Origin of the sequence: Gryllotalpicola sp. (assembly GCF_027352875.1) — a bacterium.
GTDB lineage: Bacteria > Actinomycetota > Actinomycetes > Actinomycetales > Microbacteriaceae > Gryllotalpicola.
In genome coordinates, this window is the sequence record NZ_DAIEII010000064.1 from 15,154 (window position 1) to 36,191 (window position 21,038).

The window sequence follows — 21,038 nt, forward strand, 5'->3', positions numbered from 1 at the left end:
CCGTGTCCAAAGTCATCCTCACCCACGAAGTGTCGGGCCTCGGCTCGGCCGGAGACGTCGTGGAGGTCAAGAACGGCTACGCCCGCAACTACCTCGTGCCGCAGGGCTTCGCCGTGGTCTGGTCTCGTGGCGGCGAGAAGCAAGTCGCGGCCATCAAGGCTGCGCGGATCGCTCGCGAGCTCGCCTCCGTCGAAGAGGCCCAAGGCCTCAAGCAGAAGCTCGAGGCTGCCGTCGTGACCCTCGCGGTCAAGGCGGGTTCCGAGGGTCGTCTGTTCGGTTCGGTGAAGCCGGCGGATGTCGCCGAGGCCGTCGCTGCGGCGGGCTTCGGCAGCATCGACAAGCGCAAGGTCGAACTCGGCACCCCGATCAAGTCGGTCGGGGCTCACGAGGCGACCGTCAAGCTGCGCGACGACATCGTCGCGACGATCGCGCTGAAGGTCGTTGCGGCGAAGTAAATTTCGTGCGGAAGGGCACCAATTGTGGCGGCGGGTATTGACCCTGCCGCCACAGTGCGTTACGGGCATGACCGGGGATGTTGCCCCCAAGTTTGTACACAGGTCGGGTTCGGGCCACTAAGCCTCAACCACAGGTCGAAGCAAGTTTCAGCAGACCGGCCGAGAATCGGGAAATCCCAGACCAAAGCCGGTAACTGCTTTCTAAGCAATCTGTAATTCACAGGGATGCCCACATCTTCCCCACACGGGGCGCGGCGTTTCGCTCACCGATTCCCCATGGTTATCCACAGCTCGGAAACAGGTCCGAAATGGTCGTCTTGACCGGTCAACCGGGCCTCCCTAGTGTTGGCGGGAGCCCTCGGCAGGACGCCAGCTGGAAACCCGGTCCGAGCGCCTCCCGCATCGATGTCGGAGGCCCGTGCGACGGTAGTCGAGACAGGGTTTCGCCGTGCTGCCCGAAAGGGCGAGAAAGGAACTGCCGTGACGCTTGCGCATCTCGACGACCGCCGAGAGGGCCGTCAGGGCGAAGGCTACGGCGGCAGCCGGACGCCCCCCAACGATGTCGACGCCGAGAAGAGCACCCTCGGCGGCATGCTGCTCAGCAAGGACGCAGTGGCCGATGTCTTCGAGATCGTCCGCGGCGAGGACTTCTACCTGCCGAAGCACGAGACCGTCTACGAGGCGATCCTCGGCCTCTACTCGAGGGGCGAGCCGACCGATGTCATCGCCGTCAGCGACGAGCTGCAGAAGCTCGGCGAACTGCAGCGCATCGGCGGGCCTGAATATCTCCACACCCTCGCCTCCTTCGTTCCGACGGCGGCGAACGCGGGCTACTACGCCGAGATCGTCAACGAGCACGCGGTGCGCCGTCGGGTCGTAGAGGCGGCCACGCGCATCGCCCAGCACGGCTACGCCGCCGACGGCGAGGTGACCGACCTCGTCAACTTCGCCGAGCGCGAGATCTTCGGCGTGATGCGCACCAGGGACTCCGACGACTACATCTCACTCGTCGACGCTATCGAGGCAGCCTCGCAGGAGATCGACGCAGCCTCGCGCCACGACGGCACGCTCACCGGCGTTCCGACCGGCTTCCGCGGGCTCGACGAGCTCACCAACGGCCTTCACGCCGGGCAGCTCGTCATCATCGCGGCACGCCCCGGTCTCGGCAAGTCGACGCTCGCGATGGACTTCGCGCGCAGCGCCGCCATCAAGCACCAGATGCCGACGATCTTCTTCAGCCTTGAGATGGGTCGCAGCGAGATCGCGATGCGTCTGCTGTCCGCCGAAGGCAACATACCCATGCACGTGCTGCGCAAGGGGCGCCTGGAACAGCAGGACTGGACGAAGCTGGCCTCCACGCGCGGTCGCGTCGCCGACGCCCCGCTCTATATCGACGACTCGCCCAATTTGACGCTGGTCGAGATCCGAGCGAAGTGCCGTCGGCTCAAGCAGAAGATCGGCCTCAAGATGGTCGTCATCGACTATTTGCAACTCATGACGAGCGGGAAGAAGGTCGAAAGCCGCCAGCAAGAGGTCAGCGAGTTCTCCCGCGCGCTCAAGCTCCTCGCCAAAGAACTGCAGGTGCCCGTCGTCGCGCTGTCGCAGCTCAACCGCGGCCCCGAGCAACGTTCCGACAAGCGGCCGGCGCTCAGTGATCTGCGCGAGTCGGGCTCGATCGAGCAGGATGCCGACATCGTCATCCTGCTCCACCGCGACGACGCCTATGAGCGCGACAGTCCGCGCGCAGGCGAAGCCGATCTCATCGTCGCCAAGCACCGCAACGGCCGCACTGACGAGGTGGCCGTCGCGTTCAACGGCGCGTTCTCGCGCTTCACCGATATGCCGCCGAGCGCCTAGCGCACAGTCCGGCCACAGCGAACCTCCGACTAGGCTGGACAGGTTCCCCGGATTTGTGAAACGAGGCTGTGCGTGCGTGCTCGGTACTGGCTCTTCGCGCTGGTCCGCGGCCTCGTCGCCGGCGTCTTCGGCTGCCTCATCGCGTTCGACCAGGACCACACCGCGCAGTACGGCCTCATCATGTTCGGCGTCTTCGGCGTCCTCACCGCGGCGACCCTCGTCCTCATCGCCTTCGCGGCGGCGGGTGTCGCGCGCGTGATCTTCCTCGTCGACGCGGCCGTAGGGCTAGTCGCCGGCGTCATCGCGATCGCCGTGCACACCGACGGGCTTGCCCTCCTGCTCTACCTCGTGAGCGTCTGGGCGACGATCACCGGGGTCACGGAGCTCTATCTCGGGCTCCGCGGACGCCGCACCAGGTCCGCCGCGGCCCGCGACTGTGTGCTCGCCGGTGCCATCACCGCCGTGCTCGCGCTCGTCTTCGTGTTCATTCCGGCGGATACGCGCCTCGCGGTCGGTCTGTTCGGCGCCTACGCGGTTGTCGTCGGGGTCTTCGTCGTGATCGGTGCGTTGTCGCTGCGATTCGCTCAGCGCGCTGTCGAACATTCCGACGAGAACGGCAGGCCGGCATGAGCAATGACGAGACCGACCGCCCGGAAAAGCCCATGCCGACGATCGCCGAGGTGCTGCGCCCGGTGCAGCTGCTCGCGTTCGCCGGAATCCTCGGTGTGTTCGTCGGCGTCGTCGTCGTCATCGCGACGCGCGACTGGCCGCTTGCGGGGATCGGCTTCGGAATCGCCTTCATCGTGGGGCTCGTGGGACTTGCGATGTTCGCCCTCGCCGTGAAGCCGAATGCCGATGAGCAGCACCAGCTCGACGCATCGGCTGGCCATCCGGCGGACAGGCCGGACGCAGGCGACGACCCGGATCAGCCCAAGTAGTCGACGAGCGCGCTCGCGAGGCCGGTGTAGCCGGCCGGAGTCAGCGCGAGCAGGCGCTGCTTCGCAGCATCGCCGATGTCGAGGTCTGCGATGAACGCGGCGAGTTCGTCGCTTCCGATGCGGTGGCCGCGGGTGAGCTCCTTGAGTGCGTCGTACGGATTGGCGATGTGCGAGCGCCCGGCGACGACCTCCGCGCGGATGACGGTCTGAACGGCCTCGGCGAGCACCTCCCAGTTCGCGTCGAGATCGCGCTCCAGCGCGGCGGGGTCGAGAGCGATGTCGCCGAGCCCGCGTTCGAGGTTGTCGAGAGCCAGCAGCGAGTGGCCGAGGCCGACTCCGATGTTGCGCTGCGTCGTGGAATCCGTGAGGTCGCGCTGCAGGCGCGAGGTCACCAGGGTCGCCGCGAGGGTTTCGAGCAGCGCGCTGGAGATCTCAAGGTTGGCCTCGGCGTTCTCGAAGCGGATGGGATTGATCTTGTGCGGCATCGTCGACGAGCCGACTTCGCCGGCGCGGGGGATCTGGCGGAAGTAGCCGAGCGAGATGTACGTCCAGACGTCGGTGGCGAGGTTGTGGAGGATGCGATTCGCGTGGCTGATGCGGGAGTACAACTCAGCCTGCCAGTCGTGCGACTCGATCTGGGTCGTCAGCGGGTTCCAGGTGAGGCCGAGTCCCTCGACGAATTCGCGGGACAGCGCGGGCCAGTCGGCAGTGGGGTCGGCCGCGAGATGCGCCGCGAAGGTGCCGGTCGCGCCACTGAACTTGCCGAGGTACTCGGTGTGTTCGATCTGGGCCACGACGCGCTGCAGGCGATGCACGAACACCGCGAGCTCCTTCCCCATCGTCGTGGGGGTCGCCGGCTGGCCGTGGGTGCGCGCGAGCATCGCGGCGTCGCGGTGCAGGGCGGCGAGCGCCGCGAGCTTCTCGATGACGAGGCGCAGCTTCGGCAGCCACACCTGCTTCACGGCGGCCGAGACGGTGAGCGCGTAGGAGAGATTGTTGATGTCCTCGCTGGTCGCGGCGAAGTGGGTGAGCTCGGCGATGGCATCGAGATCGAGGCGGTGGAGCTCGCCGCGGACGAGGTACTCGACGGCTTTGACGTCGTGGCGGGTGGCTGCCTCGATCTGGGCGAGGGCATCGATCTCGAGCTGGTCGAAGCCTGCGGCGAAGGCGTGCAGCGCCTGGATCTGGGAAGCCTCGAGCGGCGCAGAGCCGAACATTGCGCGGTCGGTGAGGAAGAGGAGCCACTCGATCTCGACGTGGACGCGGGCGCGGTTGAGGCCCGCCTCGGAGAGGTGGTCGCCGAGCGCACCCACCACGGCGCGATAGCGACCGTCCAGCGGGCTGAGCGGTTGCGGCGGCAGGGGCGGCAGCGCGTCGGACGTCATGCCGCCATTCTCCCAGACCCGCTTGTCCTCCACAGGTATGGGTGCAACGCGCAGCGCCGCGCGACAGCCGGGCCGCCGCGGGCGGGCGCGAGGCGCCCGCCACCGTCGAGCGATGGATGTCGACGAGTACGCGCGCCTCATGCTGCTGCACGAGATCGCCGAGGCGGCCGACGCCGCCTCGTATCTGAGCTACCGGCTGCCGGAGGCGGGAGCCTGGCGGGGATTCGCCGCCGAGCTGTTCCGCCAGCGCGTCGAGGCCTTCCGGGGCGACATCCAGCGCATCGTCGAGGCCATCGGCTACGCGGAATCCGAAGCGGCGGCCGAGCGGTGACGGACATCAGCATCGGGCACGGTGGCCTCGGATTCGACTCGCTCGAGTTCCACGACACGCTGGTCGGGCTCGACACATTGCGCGCCGAGACGGAGGCGCTCGCCGAACGGCTGGGGCATCTCGCCGCCGACGCCGAGATCGCGGGGAGCGCGAGCGCGCATCGACTTCGCGTCGCGCAGTTCGCCGCCTATCAGCTCGCCGACGCGGTGCGGGATCTTCGCGCGAGGGCGTCCGAGGCCGCCCTCCACTACGGCGACGTCGAGTACGACATCGCCCAGGAGTTCGACGACCTGGGTCACGACCCCGGCCGTTTCATCGTCACCGGGATCATCGAGAGGACACTGCTCGCGGACCCGCGCGTGCTCGTTCTCGCCGAGGTGGTCGGCGGCATCACCGCGCTCATCGAGCAGGCCGTGGACATCGAGGTCGCGCTCATCGAGCAGGGCTGGATCGCCGCGCCCACCGGGGCCGGCGATCTGCAGGGGCGGATTCCGCCGGGCGGCAGGGGTGCGCCGCAGTTTCGCATCGAGGAGTACGACGTCGACGGCGAGAAGCACTGGGTCATCTACGTCGCCGGCACGGCCGACCCCGGATTCGGCAGCGAACCGGAGGACATGGCGGCGAACCTCGCCCTCTACGCGGGCCTCGACGCGAAATCACTCCAGGGCCTTCGGAAGGCGATGACCGCCGCCGGCGTCAAACCGGGAGACAAGGTCGGCCTCGTCGGCTACTCGCAGGGCGCGCTCATCATCCATCGCCTCATCGACGAGGGCAGGTATCAGGTGCCGTTCGCCCTGACCGTGGGCGACCCACAGCTCGACTGGCTGCCGCCGAACGGCACGACGTCGCTGCGCTTCTTCCACGGCGGCGACCCTGTCGCCGGACTCAGCAAGAAGGTCGCGCAGAACGGCGACACCGTCACGGTCACCAGCAGCTCCTACGGCAGCGGCGGTGATCTCGTCGCACCGCACGCGCTGAACGGCTATGCGGCGGATGCCTCGGCCTTCGACGCGAGCACGGGTGTGGAGTCCACCGCGTTCCGCGCCACGGTCACCGCGTTCACCGGCGGAGTCGCCGCCTCGGCCACGACATGGCGGGCCGCCGAAGGGCCGCGCCCGACACCGATCTCCGAGCACCGGCAGCGCGCGTCGAGTACGTCGCCTACCGGCCGCTAGGTATAACCCGGTCAGCACGTTGGTGACACGGTGGTAGGGAAAAGGCCTTCATTCTGGGTGGTGTTCTCCGTCACTCGAAGGAAGGCCTTCTCGTGGTTCACCGTAACGCCAGGCTCGCGCCCGCGGGCCGTCTTATCCTCGTCAGCCGGGTGCTGCCCGAGCACCCCCTCGCGAAGGCGATCGTCGCCTATGCTGACACCCGGAAGATCCCACGGCGCACCGCGTCCGCGTTCCGCAACATCGCCGGGAAGGGCGCGATCGCCCCGTCGACGGCCGGGAGGTGGTCCTGGACAACACACGCCTGATGGCGCAGGAGGGCAGATGTCACCCCGGTCGAGACCGCCCAGAAGTTCCTCGCGGAAAGCGGACGCGCGGCGATCATGCTCGCCGGCGACAACAAGCCCGCCGCCGAACGCGTCGCCTCCCTGCTGGGCATCGACGCGGTGATCGCCGAGGTGCTGCCCGAGGACAAGAACGCCAGGATCGCCGAGTTGCAGCAGGCCGGGAAGAAGGTGGCGATGGTCGGCGACGGCGTCAACGCTCTGTTGCTCACGCGACTCCGGCTGCCCGCCCAGGCAGCCCCGGCGGAGGCGAGCAGTTCCGAACCGGGGCCTGCCCTCAGCGGTGTCCGGTAGACCCTGCCCAGATGAACAGAAGGCCTAGCATCACAGCTGCTCGCGACGTTGACGCCGTCTATGACGCGGTCCTGTTCGACATGGACGGGGTGGTCACTGACACCGCCGCGATCCATGCCGCCGCCTGGAAGCAGTTGTTCGATCAGGTGCTCCATGACCCGCGGGCACATGTGGAGGATCCCGAGCAGGCCTTTGACGCTGTCGCCGACTACCGCCGCTACGTCGACGGTCGAAGCCGCGAAGACGGTGTTTCCGCCTATCTGCGCGCCCGGGGGATCACCCTGGAGCCCGGGAGACCCGATGATTCCGCCGAGGCATGGACGGTCGCCGGGCTCGCCGCTCGCAAGAACGAGCTGTTCCTGGCGGAGTTGGGCGTGCGCGGCGTGCGCTCCTACCCGGGGACGACGGCGTTGCTCAGCCGGCTACGCGACGCCGGTGTTCCGGTCGGCCTGGTCACCGCAAGCCGCAATGCCCAGCAGATGCTCGCGGCTGCCCGGCTTGCGGGGCTGTTCGACACCGTTGTGGATGGTCAGATCGCCCTGGAGCAGCGGCTTCCCGGCAAGCCCGACCCTGCCATGTTCCTGGAGGCAGCCCAACGTCTCGGTGTCCGGCCGGAGGGCGTGGCGGTCGTCGAGGATGCCGTCTCCGGGATCGAAGCCGCCCGTCGAGGCGGATTCGGCCTCGTCGTCGGGATCGCCCGTCACGGACACCGTGAAGAGCTCTGGGCGGCCGGGGCGGACATCGTCCTCAACGACGTGGGCGAACTCGACCTGGGAGCCGTCACTGCCGATCCGTGGGTCCTCGTCTACCACGGGTTCGACCCGGCCCACGAGGGGCACCGTGAGGCGCTGACGGCACTCGGCAACGGGTACCTGGTTACTCGTGGTGCCCGCCCGGAGCACAGCGACGACGGAACCCACTACCCAGGCACCTACTTGGCCGGGGTCTACGACCGTCTCATTAGCAGCATCCACGACCGGAGCCTCGAGGAGGAGCACCTCGTCAATGTGCCCAACTGGCTCCCGCTGGATATTCGGATCGGCGGCGGTTCGTGGTGGTCGAGCGGGAAAGTCGAAACGCACGACGAACGGCGCGAGGTGAACCTGCGTCGGGGGGTGTCGACCCGGCAAGCGACCCTTGTGGGTCCGCGCGGCAAGCAGTTGAAGGTAGTGCAGCGATCGTTCGTCTCGATGGATGACCCGCACCTGGCCGTCCTGGAGACCACGGTCGTCGCATTCGGATGGGACGGCAAGGTCACCCTGCGGGCCGGAATCGACGCCGGCATCCGCAACACCAACGTCCCCGCCTACCTCGGGTCCGATGCGACGCACCTCTCCCCGCCGACATTCACGCAACTCGGCGACACCCTCCTCTGCGAGGTGGAGACCCGGCACAGCGCGGTACGGCTTGCCACCGCCGTCCGACTGCGCCTGTCCGGCGCGGAGGGCGCCTGGAAGGAACTGGGCACGAGAGCTGGACGCCGCTACAGCAGGGAGGTCGAGCTCGCACTCGTGGACGGAAGGCCGGCGACGCTCACGAAGACGGCCGCGATCTTCAGCTCCCGCGACGTTGCGATCGCTTCACCGGGGATCGCCGCTGTCAAGCGACTTGACGACCATGCCGAGGACACGGCCGGCGCGCTCGATCGTCACCAGGCGGCCTGGGAGCGACTCTGGCAGCGCTTCGCCACCACCATCGAGGCCGACCCGCGCAGTCAACTCGTGCTGAACCTCCACATCTTCCATATGCTGCAGACCCTCTCCCCGCACACCGCTGACCTGGACGCCGGCGTGCCGGCCCGCGGCTTGCACGGCGAGGGCTACCGGGGGCACGTCTTCTGGGACGAGCTGTTCGTGCTTCCGGTGCTCGGGCAGAGACTGCCGCAGGTCGCCCGCTCCCTGCTGGACTACCGGTGGCATCGGCTGGACGCCGCCCGGACAGCGGCACGAGCGGCGGGTCTGCCGGGAGCGCTGTTCCCGTGGCAGAGCGGCAGCGACGGCCGGGAGGAGACGCCGGATGCGTTGTACAACCCTCTCTCCGCGCGCTGGATGCCGGACCACTCCCGCCGTCAACGGCACGTGGGATTGGCGGTCGCCTACAATTCCTGGCAGCACTACCAGGTCACCGCGGACCGCGACTGGCTGGCCGACCGCGGGGCGGAACTCATCATCGAGGTCGCCCGTTCCTTCGCCGCCTCCGCCGTGCCTGACCTGGTCACCGACCGCTTCCACATCGCGGGGGTGATGGGACCCGACGAATACCACGACGGCTACCCGGACGCTCCCGGTGAAGGGGTCCGCGACAACAGCTATACGAACATCATGGTCGCCTGGGTCTGCGAGCGCGCCGGTGAGGCTCTCGATGAGCTGGCCGGTCACGCCCGCGACGAGGTCATCGATCGTCTGCGAATCGACCCCGACGAGATCGCTCACTGGGCACGGCTGAGTCGACGGCTCGCCGTACCCTTCCATGCCGACGGCATCCTCAGCCAGTTCGAGGGGTACGAGCACCTTCTCGAACTCGACTGGGCCGGGTACCGGGCCCGATACGGGAACACCGGCCGCCTCGACCTCATCCTCGAATCCGAGAACGACAGCACCAACCGGTACAAGCTGGCCAAGCAGCCCGATGTCGTCATGCTCGTCTACCTGCTCGGCCAGGATGGACTGAAGCAACAGCTCGCGAAGCTCGGCTACCGCTTCTCCCAGGACGACCTCGTCCGCACCGTCGCCTACTACCTCGACCGCACGTCGAACGGGTCAACGCTCAGCCGAGTCGTAAGCGCCTCGGTTCTCGCCGGCCTCGACGAGTCCCGGTCGTGGGCCCTCTTCCGCGAAGCGCTCATCGCCGACCTGGATGACACCCAAGGAGGAACGACCCGCGAAGGCATCCACCTCGGGGCGATGGCCGGCACCGTCGACCTCATCGCCCGATCCTTCGCTGGCCTGCACTTCGGCTCGAAGCAGATCAGCTTCGTGCCGCGGTTGCCGCGACGATTGGCGAGAGTCCGTTTTCAATTCGCCTATCGGGGGCACCGGGTCGACGTGGATCTGGATCACGAAGCCCTGCACCTCCACCTGCTGCCCAGTCCTGCGCCCCCGATCCGGTTCAGGGTAGGAGCCGCCTGGGCGTCGCTGGCTGGGGACGAATCTCAGGACTTCCCGCTGACCGATGAGGCACTGCCGTCGGCCTAGACGATTTGAGTGTTCGATCCGCTTTTGTTTGATTCTCCTTGAGGCTCACGTCTAGCGCTTCAGCGTGAGCGGCCGCACGATGAGGCCGGCGAGCCAGGTGACGACGCCGAGCACGAGGGCGCCGAGCACGCCCCACCAGAAGCCGGCGATGTGCAATCCGAAGCCCCACCAGTTGCTGAGCCACATGACGATGAAGAGCAGGAAGGCGTTGACGAAGAACGAGACGAGGCCGAGGGTCAGCAGGTAGAGCGGCAGCAGCGCGATCTTGATGACGGTGCCGGCGACGGCGTTGACGATGCCGAAGATCGCGGCGAGCAGCAGGTAGGTCCAGAACATGGGCCAGCCGCCGCGGCCGGTCCAGTCGGTCACGCTGATGCCGCCGACGATGACCGTGGTGAGCCAGAGCGCGAAGGCGCCGACGAGCAGTTTCACGACGAATCGCATGCCACTACCGTAGGTGGGGTGAGCGAGAACGTGAAGCTTCGCCCCGAGATCGCGGCGCTCGGCGCGTACCAGCAGGGGCGGACTCCTTCCCCTCACGGCTTCAAGCTCTCGAGCAACGAGAACCCCTTCGATCCGCTGCTCGGTGTGCTCGAGGCCGCCCGCTCGGTCACCGCGATCAATCGGTATCCCGAGCAGGCCGCCGTCGCGCTGCGCAGCCGTCTCGCCGACAAATTCGACGTCGAATTCGCCGAGACGCTCGTCGGCGCCGGGTCGGCGTCGCTGCTCCAGCAGTTCTTCCTCGCCGCGTGTTCGGCGGGCGACGAGATCGTCTACGCCTGGCGGTCCTTCGAGGCGTATCCGATCATGGTGACGATTGCGGGCGCAGTGAGTGTGCGCGTGCCGCTCACCGATTCGGCGGAACACGATCTCGATGCCCTCGCCGCCGCCGTCACCGAGCGCACCCGCGTGGTGGTTGTCTGTTCGCCCAACAATCCGACCGGTCCCGCGGTGTCGCAGGCGGCGTTCGAGGCCTTCCTCGCGCAGGTGCCCGCCGACGTGCTCGTGCTGCTCGACGAGGCGTACCGCGAGTTCGCCACCGATCCGGATGCCGTCGACGGGGCATCCCTCATCGGCCGCTACCCCAACCTCGTGCTGCTGCGCACCTTCTCGAAGGCGTACGGACTCGCGGGCTTGCGCGTCGGCTACGCGATCGGCCCGGCCCGGCTGCTCGCGGCGGCACACGCGACGGCCGTGCCGTTCGGCTACACCGATCTCGGTCTCGCCGCCGCGCTCGCCTCGCTGGATCGCGAGGCGGAGCTCTTCGAACGGGTGGCGACCCTGGTCGCTCGCCGTGGGCGGCTGCGCGCCGGACTGCTCGCACAGGGCTGGACCGTGCCCGACGCACAGGCGAACTTCGTCTGGCTTCCGCTCGGCGAGCGCACTCCCGAGGCCGCCGACGTGTTCTTCGACGGGGATGCCGCGGTGCGCTCGTTCGGGCACGAGGGCGTCCGGATCTCGGTCGGCGAGGAGGAGTCCGTCGACCGGGTTCTCGATCTCGCGCAGTCCGTCCGCTCTACCTGGTTTTGACAATCATTATCAATAAGTACTAGCGTCAGCCTGGTGAAGATCCGAGCCCTCGTCGCGCCGATCGCGGTGGCGATCGCCGTCTCGGCACTTGCCGGCTGTTCGGCTGGACCGACGGGCGGTGTGACCTTCGCCACCGACGCTCCCGGCACCGCCAACGTGCGGATCGTTGCCTCGACGGACGTCTGGGGGAGCATCGCTGCCGCCGTCGGAGGCACCGATGTCGCCGTGACCTCGATCATCAACAGCCCGGCGCAGGACCCGCACGAGTACGAGGCCGATGCGCGCGATCAGCTCGCGGTCTCGAAGGCGCAGCTCATCGTCGAGAACGGCGGCGGCTACGACGACTTCATGGACCGCATGACGAGCGCGGTGGGCACGGGTGCGACGATCCTCAACGCCGCCGACCTCTCGGGCTACGACCAGCACCCGGCATCCGGCGGCTTCAACGAGCACCTCTGGTACGACTTCCCGACCGTCGGCAAGGTCGCCGATGCGATCGCGAACGCGCTTGCGAGGCTCGACCCGGGCCGGGCCGCCGACTACGCGGCGAACGCGGCGGCGTTCGACACCGCGCTGGGCAGGCTCGAAGCGACAGCGGCCCAGCTCAAGGCCCAGTACGCGGGCACCCCTGCGGCGATCACCGAATCGGTGCCGCTCTACCTCTTCGGTGCGATCGGCCTCGTCAACAAGACCCCGGCCGAGTTCAGCGCGGCGGTCGAGCAGGGCTCCGGCGTGGCTCCGAGCGTGCTGCAGCAGACCCTCGCCCTCTTCGACCAGAGGAAGGTCAAGCTCCTCGCCTACAACGAGCAGACAACCGGGCCGGAGACCCAGGCGGTGCTCGCGGCGGCGAGCCGGGACGGCATTCCGATCGTGGCGGTGCGCGAGACGCTGCCCAGCGGCAAGGACTACCTCGCCTGGATGACCGGCGATCTCGCCGCGATCGGAACCGCGCTTGGCCAGTAGTCTCGATCCTGTGTCGGAATCGAGAATCGTTCTCAGCGTGCGCGATGCCACGCTGCGATTCGACACCCGCACGATCTGGGAAGGCCTCGACCTCGACGTCCGCGCCGGCGAGTTCATCGCGGTCCTCGGTGCCAATGGCTCGGGGAAGACGAGCCTGCTGCGCGCCATCCTCGGTCAGCGTCCGCTCGAGCGCGGCACCATCGAGCTGCTCGGTGAGCCGATCGCGCGCGGCGATCGCCGCATCGGGTACGTGCCGCAGCAGAAGCTTGCCGACCAGGGCACCCCGCTGCGCGCCCGCGACCTTGTCGCCCTTGGCGTCGACGGCGACAACTGGGGCATCCGGCTGCCGTCGCGCGCTCGGCGCGCCGCGGTCGACGCGCTGCTCGCCGCGGTGGGCGCGACGGCCTACGCCGCGGTCCCGATCGCCACGCTGTCGGGCGGCGAGCAGCAGCGGCTGCGCATCGGCCAGGCGCTCGCCGGCGACCCGGTGCTGCTGCTCTGCGACGAGCCGCTCGCGTCCCTGGACCTCGCCCACCAGCAGGGCGTGAGCGAGCTCATCGACCAGCAGCGGCACGAGCGCGGATTCGGCGTGCTCTTCGTCACTCACGACATCAATCCGGTGCTGCCCATGGTCGACCGAGTGCTCTACCTCGCCGGGGGCGGCTTCCGCATCGGCGCCCCCGACGAGGTGCTGCGCTCCGAGGTGCTCACCGAGCTGTACGGGGCGCCGGTCGACGTGCTGCGGGTCCGCGACCGCATCCTCGTCGTCGGCACACCGGATGAGGCTCACCACGACCCCGAGCCGGCGTCAGTGGGCACGTTGTACGAGGAGGGGGTGCCGTGAATTCGCTCTTCGACTTCACCGACTTCGGTGCGCTCGTCGCGCTCGAGCAGAACTCGATCATCGCCGGCGCGGTGCTCGGCCTCATCGGCGGCCTCATCGGTGTCTTCGTCATGACCCGGGACATGGCCTTCGCCGTCCACGGCATCAGCGAGCTCACCTTCGCCGGCGCCTCGGCCGGACTGCTGCTCGGTGTCGGGGTCACGACGGGCTCGCTGGTGGGCTCGCTCGTCGCGGCCCTGATCGTCGGGGTGCTCGGCGTGCGCGCTCGCGACCGGAACTCCATCACGGCGGTGCTCATGCCGTTCGGGCTCGGCCTCGGCATCCTGTGCCTCGCGCTCTACAGCGGTCGCGCGGCGAACAAGTTCGGCCTGCTCACCGGGCAGATCGTCGCGATCGACGCGCCGCAGCTCGGCTCGCTGCTCGTCATCGCCGGCATCGTGCTCGTCGGGCTCGGCGTGGTGTGGCGGCCGCTGATGTTCGCGAGCGTGGATGCCGACGTCGCCATCGCCCGCGGGGTGCCGGCGCGCACGCTGTCGATCGTGTTCATGCTGCTGCTCGGACTCACCGTCGCGGTCTCGGTGCAGATCGTGGGGGCGCTGCTCGTGCTCTCGATCCTGGTGACACCGGCCGCGGCGGCCCTGCAGCTGTCGTCGTCGCCGGTGGTGGTGCCGGTGCTCGGAGTCGTGTTCGGCGTGGTGTCGATGGTCGGCGGAATCCTGCTCGCCCTCGGCGGTTCGGTGCCGATCAGCCCCTATGTCACGACGATCTCGTTCCTCATCTACCTGGTGTGCCGGGTCGTCGGCTGGGCGCGCTCGCGCCGCGGCCGCGACGGGCGGATAGTGGAAGCGTGAAGCGGAACACCTGGCAGCGCGACGCGGTGCGCGAGGCCCTGGCCGACGCGCCGGGGTTCGTCAGCGCCCAGTCGCTCTACGGCAGCCTGCGCGAGGGCGGCTCGCCGATCGGCCTTGCCACCGTCTACCGCACGCTCTCGAGCCTCGCCACCGACGGCGAGGCCGACTCGTTGCAGTCGCCGGAGGGCGAGAGTCTCTACCGGGCGTGCACGTTGGGCCAGCACCACCACCACCTCATCTGCACGGAGTGCGGGCTCACCATCGAGATCTCGGCCGAGCCGATCGAGCAGTGGGCGCACGATGTGGCGGCATCCCACGGATTCACTCAGCCGCGGCACGTCGTCGACGTGTTCGGCCTCTGCGCCGACTGCATGAAGGGCGCGCGCGCACGCTGAGGCGCCGACGTCAGGCGCGCTGATGCGCGATCGGCGTGATGGTGAAGTCGTCGAGGTTCCGCACGTCGTCGCGGAGGTGGCCCAGGGCATGGTCGGCGATGCGGTGCGCCTCGTCGAGCTCCGCCGTCTCGACCTCGACGGTCGCCGATCCGGTGAGCCGGTGCCCGATCCAGCGCAGCCGGATGGCCGTCACCTCTGCGATGCCCGGGGTGTGCTCGAGGGCGTGCTCGACCCGCTCGACGAGGGCCGGGTCGATCGCGTCCATGAGGCGTGCGCCGATCGACTTCACGGTGCCCCACAGCAGCACGAGGATCGAGATCGCGATGAGCAGGCCGACGATCGGGTCGGCGAGGGGGAATCCGAGCAGCACTCCGATCGTTCCCAGCACGACGGACAGCGACGTGAAGCCGTCGATCCGGGCGTGGACGCCGTCGGCGACGAGTGCAGCGGAGCCGATCCGCTGGCCGATGCGGATGCGGTAGATCGCCACGAGCTCGTTGCCGATGAAGCCGATGAACCCTGCGGCCATCAGCCACCACGGATTCTGGATCGCATGCGGGTGGGCGAACCGGTCGATGGCCTCCCAGCCGGCGACGACGGCCGACAGTGCGACGACGAAGACGATGAACATGCCGGCGATGTCCTCGGCGCGACCGTACCCGTAGGAGTACCGCCGGGTCGCCAGGCGGCGGCCGAGCACGAAGGCGATCCAGAGCGGCACGGCGGTGAGGGCGTCGGCGAAATTGTGGATCGTGTCGGCGAGCAGGGCGACCGAGCTCGTGAGCAGGACGGCGGCGACCTGCAGGACGGCCGTCGCGAGCAATCCGAACATGCTGATCTTCAGCGCCCGGACGCCGACGACGCTGGCCTCCAGCGCGTCGTCGATCGAGTCGGCCGAGTCGTGAGTGTGGGGCACGAACAGGTCGTAGAGGAAGCCCTTCGCGCCGCCGTGCGGATGAGAATGGTCGTGGTCGTGGTCGTGGTCGTGGTCGTGGTCGTGGTCGTGCGGATGCGTGTGACCGTGCTCATGAGAGTGGTCGTGCGAGTCGTGCCGATGGTCGTCGCTCATGCGCGCTCCTCGATCAGCGTCGGTGCCTGGTGGTGTCGCGGGGTGGCGCCGCCTGCGATCGAGTGCTCGGCCTGCTTGATGGCATCCGTCACGAGGTCGGAGACGTGCTCGTCGGCGAGCCGGTAGAAGATCCGGGTGCCGTCCTGCCGAGTGGTGACCATCCGGCCCATGCGCAGCTTGGCGAGGTGCTGCGACACGGCCGCCGGTGACTTACCGACGACGTTCGCGAGGTGGTTCACCGAGAGCTCCTCTGCATTCCGAAGCGCGAGGACGATTCGCACTCGGGTCGCGTCGGCGAGCATCGCGAACACTTCGACCGCCAATTCGACGTACTCGGAATCGGGATCGAGCCCGCATGTCCGCATATCTGCATCCACACGCAGATTATGGCATGGCATGGACAGCTGAGGTACGCAGAATCCGGCGTCCGGGCTCTCCGCTGGAGTCCGCCGGCGCTGATTTGGGGAAGACCCGAGTCCAGGCTAGACTGGCTCCTCGGCTGAGCGGGGTTCCCCTCCGTTCAGTTCGTACCCGCCAATCCCCCTCTGAGAAGATCGGCGATCGGCGGGTGCAGACAAGAGATCTTGGGGTGGCCCGTCCGGGCCATCGGTACTGAAGGAGGAGTCATGGCCGCTGTGTGCCAGGTGACCGGAGCCACTCCCGGCTTCGGCATGAACGTCTCGCACTCGCACCGGCGTACCCACCGCCGGTTCGACCCGAACGTGCAGAAGAAGACGTACTACGTCCCGTCGCTGAAGCGGAAGGTCACGCTGACCGTTTCGGCCAAGGGCATCAAGGTGATCGACGCCCGCGGCATCGAGGCCGTCGTCAAGGACATCATCGCGCGCGGGGTGAAGCTCTAGTGGCCAAGCAGCAGGACATCCGCCCGATCATCAAACTCCGTTCGACGGCAGGCACCGGTTACACCTACGTGACGAAGAAGAACCGCCGCAACGACCCCGACCGTCTCGTGCTCAAGAAGTACGACCCCATCATTCGGAAGCACGTCGACTTCCGCGAGGAGCGCTAACCATGGCTAAGAAGAGCAAGATCGCGAAGAACAACCAGCGGGCGGTCGTCGTCGCCCGCTACGCGGCGAAGCGTGCCGAGCTGAAGAAGGCCCTGGTCAGCCCGACCTCGACCGACGAAGAGCGCGAAGCCGCGCGCGTCGGCCTGCAGAAGCTGCCGCGCGACGCGTCGCCGGTGCGCCTGCGCCACCGCGATGCCATCGACGGCCGCCCCCGCGGTGTCCTCGCCAAGTTCGGCATTTCGCGCATCCGCTTCCGCGACATGGCCCACCGCGGCGAGCTGCCCGGCATCACCAAGTCGAGCTGGTAGTTCGACGGCGCGGCATCTCACGAAATCGGCTCCCGTTTCCGGGGGCCGATTTCTTTGCGTCGAGCGTCGAAAAGGCCCGGAATTCCGCGTGTTTCCGCGGAAACACTGCTAGTTTGTGGCGTGGCCAACCGGCCAGACACATCGGGCCATCGGCCCACAGAAAGGACCATCAATGGCTGACAAGTCCCTCAACAAGACCGAGCTCGTCGCCGCCGTCGCGGGATCGACCGGTCTGAGCCAGGCCGCCGTCGGCGGTGTCATCGACACTTTCTTCGAGACCATCGCATCGACCGTCTCCAAGGGCGGCAAGGTCACCATCCCGGGCTGGCTCGCCGCCGAGCGCACCGCCACTGCTGCGCGCACCGGCCGCAACCCGCAGACGGGCGCCGAGATCAAGATCGCCGCTGGCCACCGCGTCAAGCTGACCGCCGGCAGCAAGCTCAAGGCTGCTGTCAAGTAGCTCCAGCTGCTCTCCGGTGGGGCTCCCCGTTCGGGAGCCCCACTTTTTTCGCCATGGCCGTCCTCGGCGGTTTCGGCGTCAGTCGGCCAACGGCGAGCGAAATAGGCTGAGTCGGTGATCAGGGTGCAGCGCGTCGCCGGCCCGGTCGCGCTGGTCGTAGCCGCGCTCGCCGCGATCCTCGCCGCCCTCGCCATCGGCGGTGCGGCGGCCCCGCTCGCGCTCGGCGACCCCGGCCCGCTCGTGCGCTGGGGACTGCCGGTCGCCCGCATGCTCGTCGACCTCTCGGCGGCGGGCATGATCGGCTCGCTCGGGCTCGTCGTCTTCGCGCTCAGCCCCGCCAAGCCCGAATTCGGGAAGGCGCTCGACGTCACCGCGGCCTCAGCCGCGATCATGACGGTGGCATCCGGCGTCGTCACCGTGCTCACCTTCCTCGACGCATCCGGCACGGCGTTCTCGGCTGGGGAGGCCTTCACCCAGCAGTTCCTGCAGTTCATCACCCAGGTGCAGCTGGGCCAGGCGTGGCTCATCACCACGGCGACGGCCGCGGTCGTCACCGTGCTCGCCTTCGCCGTGCGCAACCACATCGCCCTCGTCTTCGTCACGGCGCTCGCCGTGTTCGCGCTCGTGCCCATCGCGCTGCAGGGACACGCGGCCGGCACCAGCGGCCACAACCTCGCCATCACCGCCCTCGGCCTGCACATCGTCGGCGCCGCGGTGTGGATCGGCGGGCTGCTCACGCTCGTCCTCATCCGCCGCACGATCGCGGGCGACCGGCTCGTCATCGTGCTGCGGCGGTACTCGAGCTTCGCGCTGCTGTGCTTCGTCGTCGTCGCATTCTCCGGCTACCTCAGCGCGCAGCTCAGGGTCGGCACGCTGGCCAACCTGCTCACGCCGTACGGCGTGCTCGTGCTCGCCAAGGTCGGGGCGCTCGTCGCGCTCGGCGTGGGCGGCGCGATGCAGCGCACCCGGCTCATCCGGCGGCTGGATGCCGGCGGCAAGCCGACTTCGTTCTGGTGGCTCGTCGTCGTCGAGCTCGCCGTCATGGGCATCGCCTCGGGTGTCGCGGCCGCCCTCGCGCGCACCGCACCGCCCGTGGATCAGACGGCCATCGGCACGTCGCCCGCCGAGATCCTCACCGGGCAGCCGCTGCCGCCGCCGGTCTCACTGCAGACGCTGCTCTTCGGCTTCAACATCGACCCGCTCTGGCTCGTCGCCGCCGGTCTCGCGCTGTTCTTCTACCTCGCGGGCGTCCGGCGGCTCGTGAGACGCGGCGACCGGTGGCCGATCCTCCGCACGGTGAGCTGGGTCGCCGGAATCCTCGTGCTCGCCTATGTCACCAACGGCGGCATCAACATGTACGAGACGTACTTGTTCTCGGCGCATATGACGATCCACATGCTGCTCGCCATGGCGGTGCCGCTGCTGCTCGTGCCCGGTGCTCCCGTCACCCTCGCGATGCGCGCCATCGACAAGCGCGACGACGGTTCGCGCGGCGGCCGCGAGTGGCTGCTGCTCGGCGTGCACTCCTGGTACGGCCGCCTGCTCGCCAACCCCGTCGTCTCGGCGGTGCTCTTCGTCGGCAGCCTCTGGGTGTTCTACTACTCGCCGCTGTTCCGGTGGGCGACGACGAACCACATCGGGCACGAGTGGATGGTCGTCCACTTCCTCATCACCGGATACCTCTTCGTGCAGTCTCTCGTCGGCATCGACCCGGTGCCGTACCGGCTGCCGTCGCCGATGCGCCTGCTGCTGCTGCTCGGCACGATGGTGTTCCATGCCTTCTTCGGCCTCTCCATCATCGAGAGCACCGGGATGTTCCTTCCCGACTGGTTCGGCGCGATGGGCCGCACCTGGGGCGACACCCCCATGGCCGACCAGCAACTTGCGGGCGGGATCGCCTGGAGCATCGGCGAGATCCCCACCGTTGTCCTCGCCATCACCGTCGCCATCCAGTGGAGCCGACTCGACGCCAAGGAGAGCAAACGCAAGGACCGCGCCTCCGACCGGTCGGGCGGCGCCGATGTCGAGGAGTACAACCGGATGCTGCAGCACCTGGCCGAGCGCGACAAGCCGCTCTAAGCGATGATCCAGCGGATCGTCACGCGGCGGCGTCGCCACCGATAGGCGGGTTACGCTCGGCCAGTGGGTTCTGTCCTCACTCCCGAACAGCAGGCGGTCTTCGACCGCATCGAGAAGACCCGTGACCACGTGTTCGTCACCGGCCGCGCCGGCACCGGCAAGTCGACCCTGCTGAACCACCTCGCATTCCACACCGAGAAGCAGATCGTGGTGTGCGCGCCCACCGGGGTCGCCGCCCTCAACGTCGGCGGCCAGACGATCCATTCGCTGTTCCGCCTGCCGATCGGGGTCATCGCGGGCCACCCTCTGGAGCAGCCCGACGAGCTCAAGAAGCTGCTCAACACCATCGACACCGTCGTCATCGACGAAGTCTCGATGGTCAACGCCGATCTCATGGACGCCATCGACCGGGCGCTTCGTCAGGCCCGCAAGCGGGACACCCCGTTTGGCGGCGTGCAGCTCGTGCTCTTCGGCGACCCGTACCAGCTCTCGCCCGTGCCCGGCTTGTCGCCGGAGGAGCGCCAGTACTACGCCGACACCTACGCCTCGATGTGGTTCTTCGACGCGAAGGTGTGGCGGGATGCCGAGATCACCGTCGTCGAGCTCATCGAGGTGCACCGTCAGAAGGACTCCGAGTTCCGCTTCATGCTCAATGCCGTGCGCTACGGGCAGGTCACTCAGGAGATCGCCGACCGGTTCAACGAGGCCGGCGCGCGCCCCGCGCCGACGGACGGGGTCATCACGCTCGCGAGCCGCAACGATGCCGTGAACCTCATCAACGCGGCGCGCCTGAAGCGCCTGCCCGGCGCCGTCAACCTCGCTCGGGCCGAGATCTCGGGCGACTTCGGGGGGCGCAACTTCCCCGCTGACGAGAACCTCGAGCTCAAGGCCGGGGCGCAGGTGATGTTCCTCCGCAACGACACCGGCGGGCAGGGTGCCCCGCGCTGGGTCAACGGCACGATCGGCACCGTCACCCGGATCACGGGCGGCGCCGTCAGGGTCGAGATCGACGGGCAGGACGTCGAGGTCGAACCGGCGACGTGGGAGCGCCACAAGTACAGCTACGACCCGGTGGCGAAATCCCTCAGCAAAGACGTCGTCGCCGAGTTCACGCAGTTCCCGCTGCGGCTCGCCTGGGCCGTCACCATCCACAAATCGCAGGGCAAGACCTACGACCGCGCCGTCGTCGACCTCGGCGCACGCGCATTCAGCCCGGGCCAGACCTATGTCGCTCTCAGTCGCGTCACCGACCTCGACGGCCTCTACCTCACTCGGCCGCTGAGGCCTCGTGACATCTGGGTGGATGACGACGTGGTTCGGTTCATGCGCGGAGCTTCCGGATAGGACGATGGTCCCGCGGACTCGTGCGCGGGGCCGGCGCCGCCGCGGGAACTCCCACGCGGATTCCGGCGCGGTCGAAGGCGGATTACCTAACATGAGGTTGGCGCGCACCGATAGCTCGTTGTGCATAGGCGTGCCGTGCACGCGAATCACCCCTTGAGCGGCGACGAACGGCCGCGCCTATGAACAGGTTGGAGG

23 protein-coding genes and 1 pseudogene are annotated in these 21,038 nt (G+C 68.3%); 20 read left to right on the top strand and 4 right to left on the bottom strand.

The annotated features are described in order from the left end of the window. Window positions 1-2 precede the first annotated feature (2 nt). The 4 genes from rplI to M7D61_RS07635 all read left to right on the top strand — a co-directional run bounded on the left by rplI (window position 3) and on the right by M7D61_RS07635 (window position 3,250). Window positions 3-455 carry a 50S ribosomal protein L9 gene (rplI, locus tag M7D61_RS07620; protein ID WP_298229143.1) on the top strand — a complete coding sequence of 151 codons (453 nt, stop codon included), beginning with the start codon at window positions 3-5 and terminating at the stop codon, window positions 453-455. A gap of 480 nt (window positions 456-935) precedes the next feature. Next, window positions 936-2,312: a replicative DNA helicase gene (dnaB, locus tag M7D61_RS07625; protein WP_298229146.1), complete on the top strand. Its 1,377-nt coding sequence runs from the start codon at window positions 936-938 to the stop codon at window positions 2,310-2,312. A 72-nt stretch (window positions 2,313-2,384) separates the two neighbouring features. Then, on the top strand, window positions 2,385-2,942 hold the full coding sequence (locus M7D61_RS07630; RefSeq protein WP_298229148.1) for a hypothetical protein: 558 nt from the start codon (window positions 2,385-2,387) through the stop codon (window positions 2,940-2,942). Continuing rightward, complete coding sequence (locus tag M7D61_RS07635) at window positions 2,939-3,250, top strand: hypothetical protein (RefSeq protein ID WP_298229150.1); 312 nt, start codon at window positions 2,939-2,941, stop codon at window positions 3,248-3,250. The genes M7D61_RS07630 and M7D61_RS07635 overlap by 4 nt, the downstream gene beginning before the upstream one ends. Here the strand turns inward: M7D61_RS07635 and purB are convergent. After that, window positions 3,238-4,620 (bottom strand): adenylosuccinate lyase, encoded by a 1,383-nt coding sequence (gene purB, locus M7D61_RS07640; protein WP_298229260.1) that lies wholly within the window; start codon window positions 4,618-4,620, stop codon window positions 3,238-3,240. The two genes, M7D61_RS07635 and purB, sit on opposite strands and share 13 nt — an antisense overlap. A gap of 127 nt (window positions 4,621-4,747) precedes the next feature. Here purB and M7D61_RS07645 point away from each other — a divergent pair, with 127 nt between their 5' ends. The 5 genes and pseudogenes from M7D61_RS07645 (at window position 4,748) to M7D61_RS07665 (ending at window position 9,970) form a co-directional block, all read left to right on the top strand. Then, entirely contained in the window at window positions 4,748-4,966 is a 219-nt protein-coding gene (locus tag M7D61_RS07645) for a hypothetical protein (RefSeq protein WP_298229152.1), read from the top strand. Further along, a complete protein-coding gene (locus M7D61_RS07650) occupies window positions 4,963-6,141 on the top strand; it encodes a hypothetical protein (protein WP_298229154.1) in 1,179 nt (392 codons plus the stop codon). Before M7D61_RS07645 ends, M7D61_RS07650 begins: the two co-directional genes overlap by 4 nt. 92 nt (window positions 6,142-6,233) lie before the next feature. Then, window positions 6,234-6,446, top strand: a complete 213-nt coding sequence (locus M7D61_RS07655; protein WP_298229156.1) for a hypothetical protein — start codon at window positions 6,234-6,236, stop codon at window positions 6,444-6,446. Between the two features lie 45 nt (window positions 6,447-6,491). After that, window positions 6,492-6,680, top strand: a pseudogene (locus M7D61_RS07660) (HAD family hydrolase); the annotation flags it as partial. Between the two features lie 107 nt (window positions 6,681-6,787). After that, complete coding sequence (locus tag M7D61_RS07665) at window positions 6,788-9,970, top strand: beta-phosphoglucomutase family hydrolase (protein WP_298229158.1); 3,183 nt, start codon at window positions 6,788-6,790, stop codon at window positions 9,968-9,970. A gap of 51 nt (window positions 9,971-10,021) precedes the next feature. Here the strand turns inward: M7D61_RS07665 and M7D61_RS07670 are convergent, their stop codons facing one another. Then, on the bottom strand, window positions 10,022-10,414 hold the full coding sequence (locus M7D61_RS07670; RefSeq protein ID WP_298229160.1) for a phage holin family protein: 393 nt from the start codon (window positions 10,412-10,414) through the stop codon (window positions 10,022-10,024). An 18-nt stretch (window positions 10,415-10,432) separates the two neighbouring features. On the opposite strand from M7D61_RS07670, the gene M7D61_RS07675 reads away from it, so the two are divergent. The 5 genes from M7D61_RS07675 to M7D61_RS07695 are packed head-to-tail and all read left to right on the top strand — an operon-like array spanning window position 10,433 to window position 14,553. Beyond that, window positions 10,433-11,500 (top strand): histidinol-phosphate transaminase, encoded by a 1,068-nt coding sequence (locus M7D61_RS07675; RefSeq protein ID WP_298229162.1) that lies wholly within the window; start codon window positions 10,433-10,435, stop codon window positions 11,498-11,500. A 33-nt stretch (window positions 11,501-11,533) separates the two neighbouring features. Next, entirely contained in the window at window positions 11,534-12,463 is a 930-nt protein-coding gene (locus M7D61_RS07680) for a zinc ABC transporter substrate-binding protein (protein ID WP_298229163.1), read from the top strand. Between the two features lie 10 nt (window positions 12,464-12,473). Beyond that, window positions 12,474-13,307 (top strand): ATP-binding cassette domain-containing protein, encoded by an 834-nt coding sequence (locus tag M7D61_RS07685; RefSeq protein ID WP_298229165.1) that lies wholly within the window; start codon window positions 12,474-12,476, stop codon window positions 13,305-13,307. Beyond that, the gene (locus M7D61_RS07690; RefSeq protein ID WP_298229167.1) at window positions 13,304-14,158 is read left to right on the top strand and encodes a metal ABC transporter permease; all 855 of its coding nucleotides are present in this window, start codon (window positions 13,304-13,306) and stop codon (window positions 14,156-14,158) included. Before M7D61_RS07685 ends, M7D61_RS07690 begins: the two co-directional genes overlap by 4 nt. Next, the gene (locus tag M7D61_RS07695) at window positions 14,155-14,553 is read left to right on the top strand and encodes a transcriptional repressor (protein ID WP_298229169.1); all 399 of its coding nucleotides are present in this window, start codon (window positions 14,155-14,157) and stop codon (window positions 14,551-14,553) included. The genes M7D61_RS07690 and M7D61_RS07695 overlap by 4 nt, the downstream gene beginning before the upstream one ends. 10 nt (window positions 14,554-14,563) lie before the next feature. Here M7D61_RS07695 and M7D61_RS07700 read toward each other — a convergent pair whose 3' ends face one another. Next, window positions 14,564-15,622, bottom strand: coding sequence for a cation diffusion facilitator family transporter (locus M7D61_RS07700; RefSeq protein WP_298229171.1), 1,059 nt, complete (start codon window positions 15,620-15,622; stop codon window positions 14,564-14,566). Beyond that, complete coding sequence (locus M7D61_RS07705) at window positions 15,619-15,987, bottom strand: metalloregulator ArsR/SmtB family transcription factor (protein ID WP_298229173.1); 369 nt, start codon at window positions 15,985-15,987, stop codon at window positions 15,619-15,621. Before M7D61_RS07705 ends, M7D61_RS07700 begins: the two co-directional genes overlap by 4 nt. A gap of 261 nt (window positions 15,988-16,248) precedes the next feature. Here M7D61_RS07705 and rpmB point away from each other — a divergent pair, with 261 nt between their 5' ends. From rpmB to M7D61_RS07735, 6 genes are all read left to right on the top strand, one after another. After that, window positions 16,249-16,485, top strand: coding sequence for a 50S ribosomal protein L28 (gene rpmB, locus M7D61_RS07710; RefSeq protein ID WP_298229175.1), 237 nt, complete (start codon window positions 16,249-16,251; stop codon window positions 16,483-16,485). Continuing rightward, complete coding sequence (gene rpmG, locus M7D61_RS07715; protein ID WP_120789044.1) at window positions 16,485-16,652, top strand: 50S ribosomal protein L33; 168 nt, start codon at window positions 16,485-16,487, stop codon at window positions 16,650-16,652. Before rpmB ends, rpmG begins: the two co-directional genes overlap by 1 nt. Before the next feature lie 2 nt (window positions 16,653-16,654). Beyond that, complete coding sequence (rpsN, locus tag M7D61_RS07720) at window positions 16,655-16,960, top strand: 30S ribosomal protein S14 (RefSeq protein ID WP_298229184.1); 306 nt, start codon at window positions 16,655-16,657, stop codon at window positions 16,958-16,960. A 172-nt stretch (window positions 16,961-17,132) separates the two neighbouring features. Then, window positions 17,133-17,420 (top strand): HU family DNA-binding protein, encoded by a 288-nt coding sequence (locus M7D61_RS07725; RefSeq protein WP_298229185.1) that lies wholly within the window; start codon window positions 17,133-17,135, stop codon window positions 17,418-17,420. A gap of 114 nt (window positions 17,421-17,534) precedes the next feature. Continuing rightward, window positions 17,535-19,499, top strand: coding sequence for a cytochrome c oxidase assembly protein (locus M7D61_RS07730; protein WP_298229187.1), 1,965 nt, complete (start codon window positions 17,535-17,537; stop codon window positions 19,497-19,499). 63 nt (window positions 19,500-19,562) lie between these two features. Continuing rightward, window positions 19,563-20,843, top strand: coding sequence for an AAA family ATPase (locus M7D61_RS07735; RefSeq protein ID WP_298229189.1), 1,281 nt, complete (start codon window positions 19,563-19,565; stop codon window positions 20,841-20,843). The last annotated feature ends 195 nt before the right edge of the window (window positions 20,844-21,038 follow it).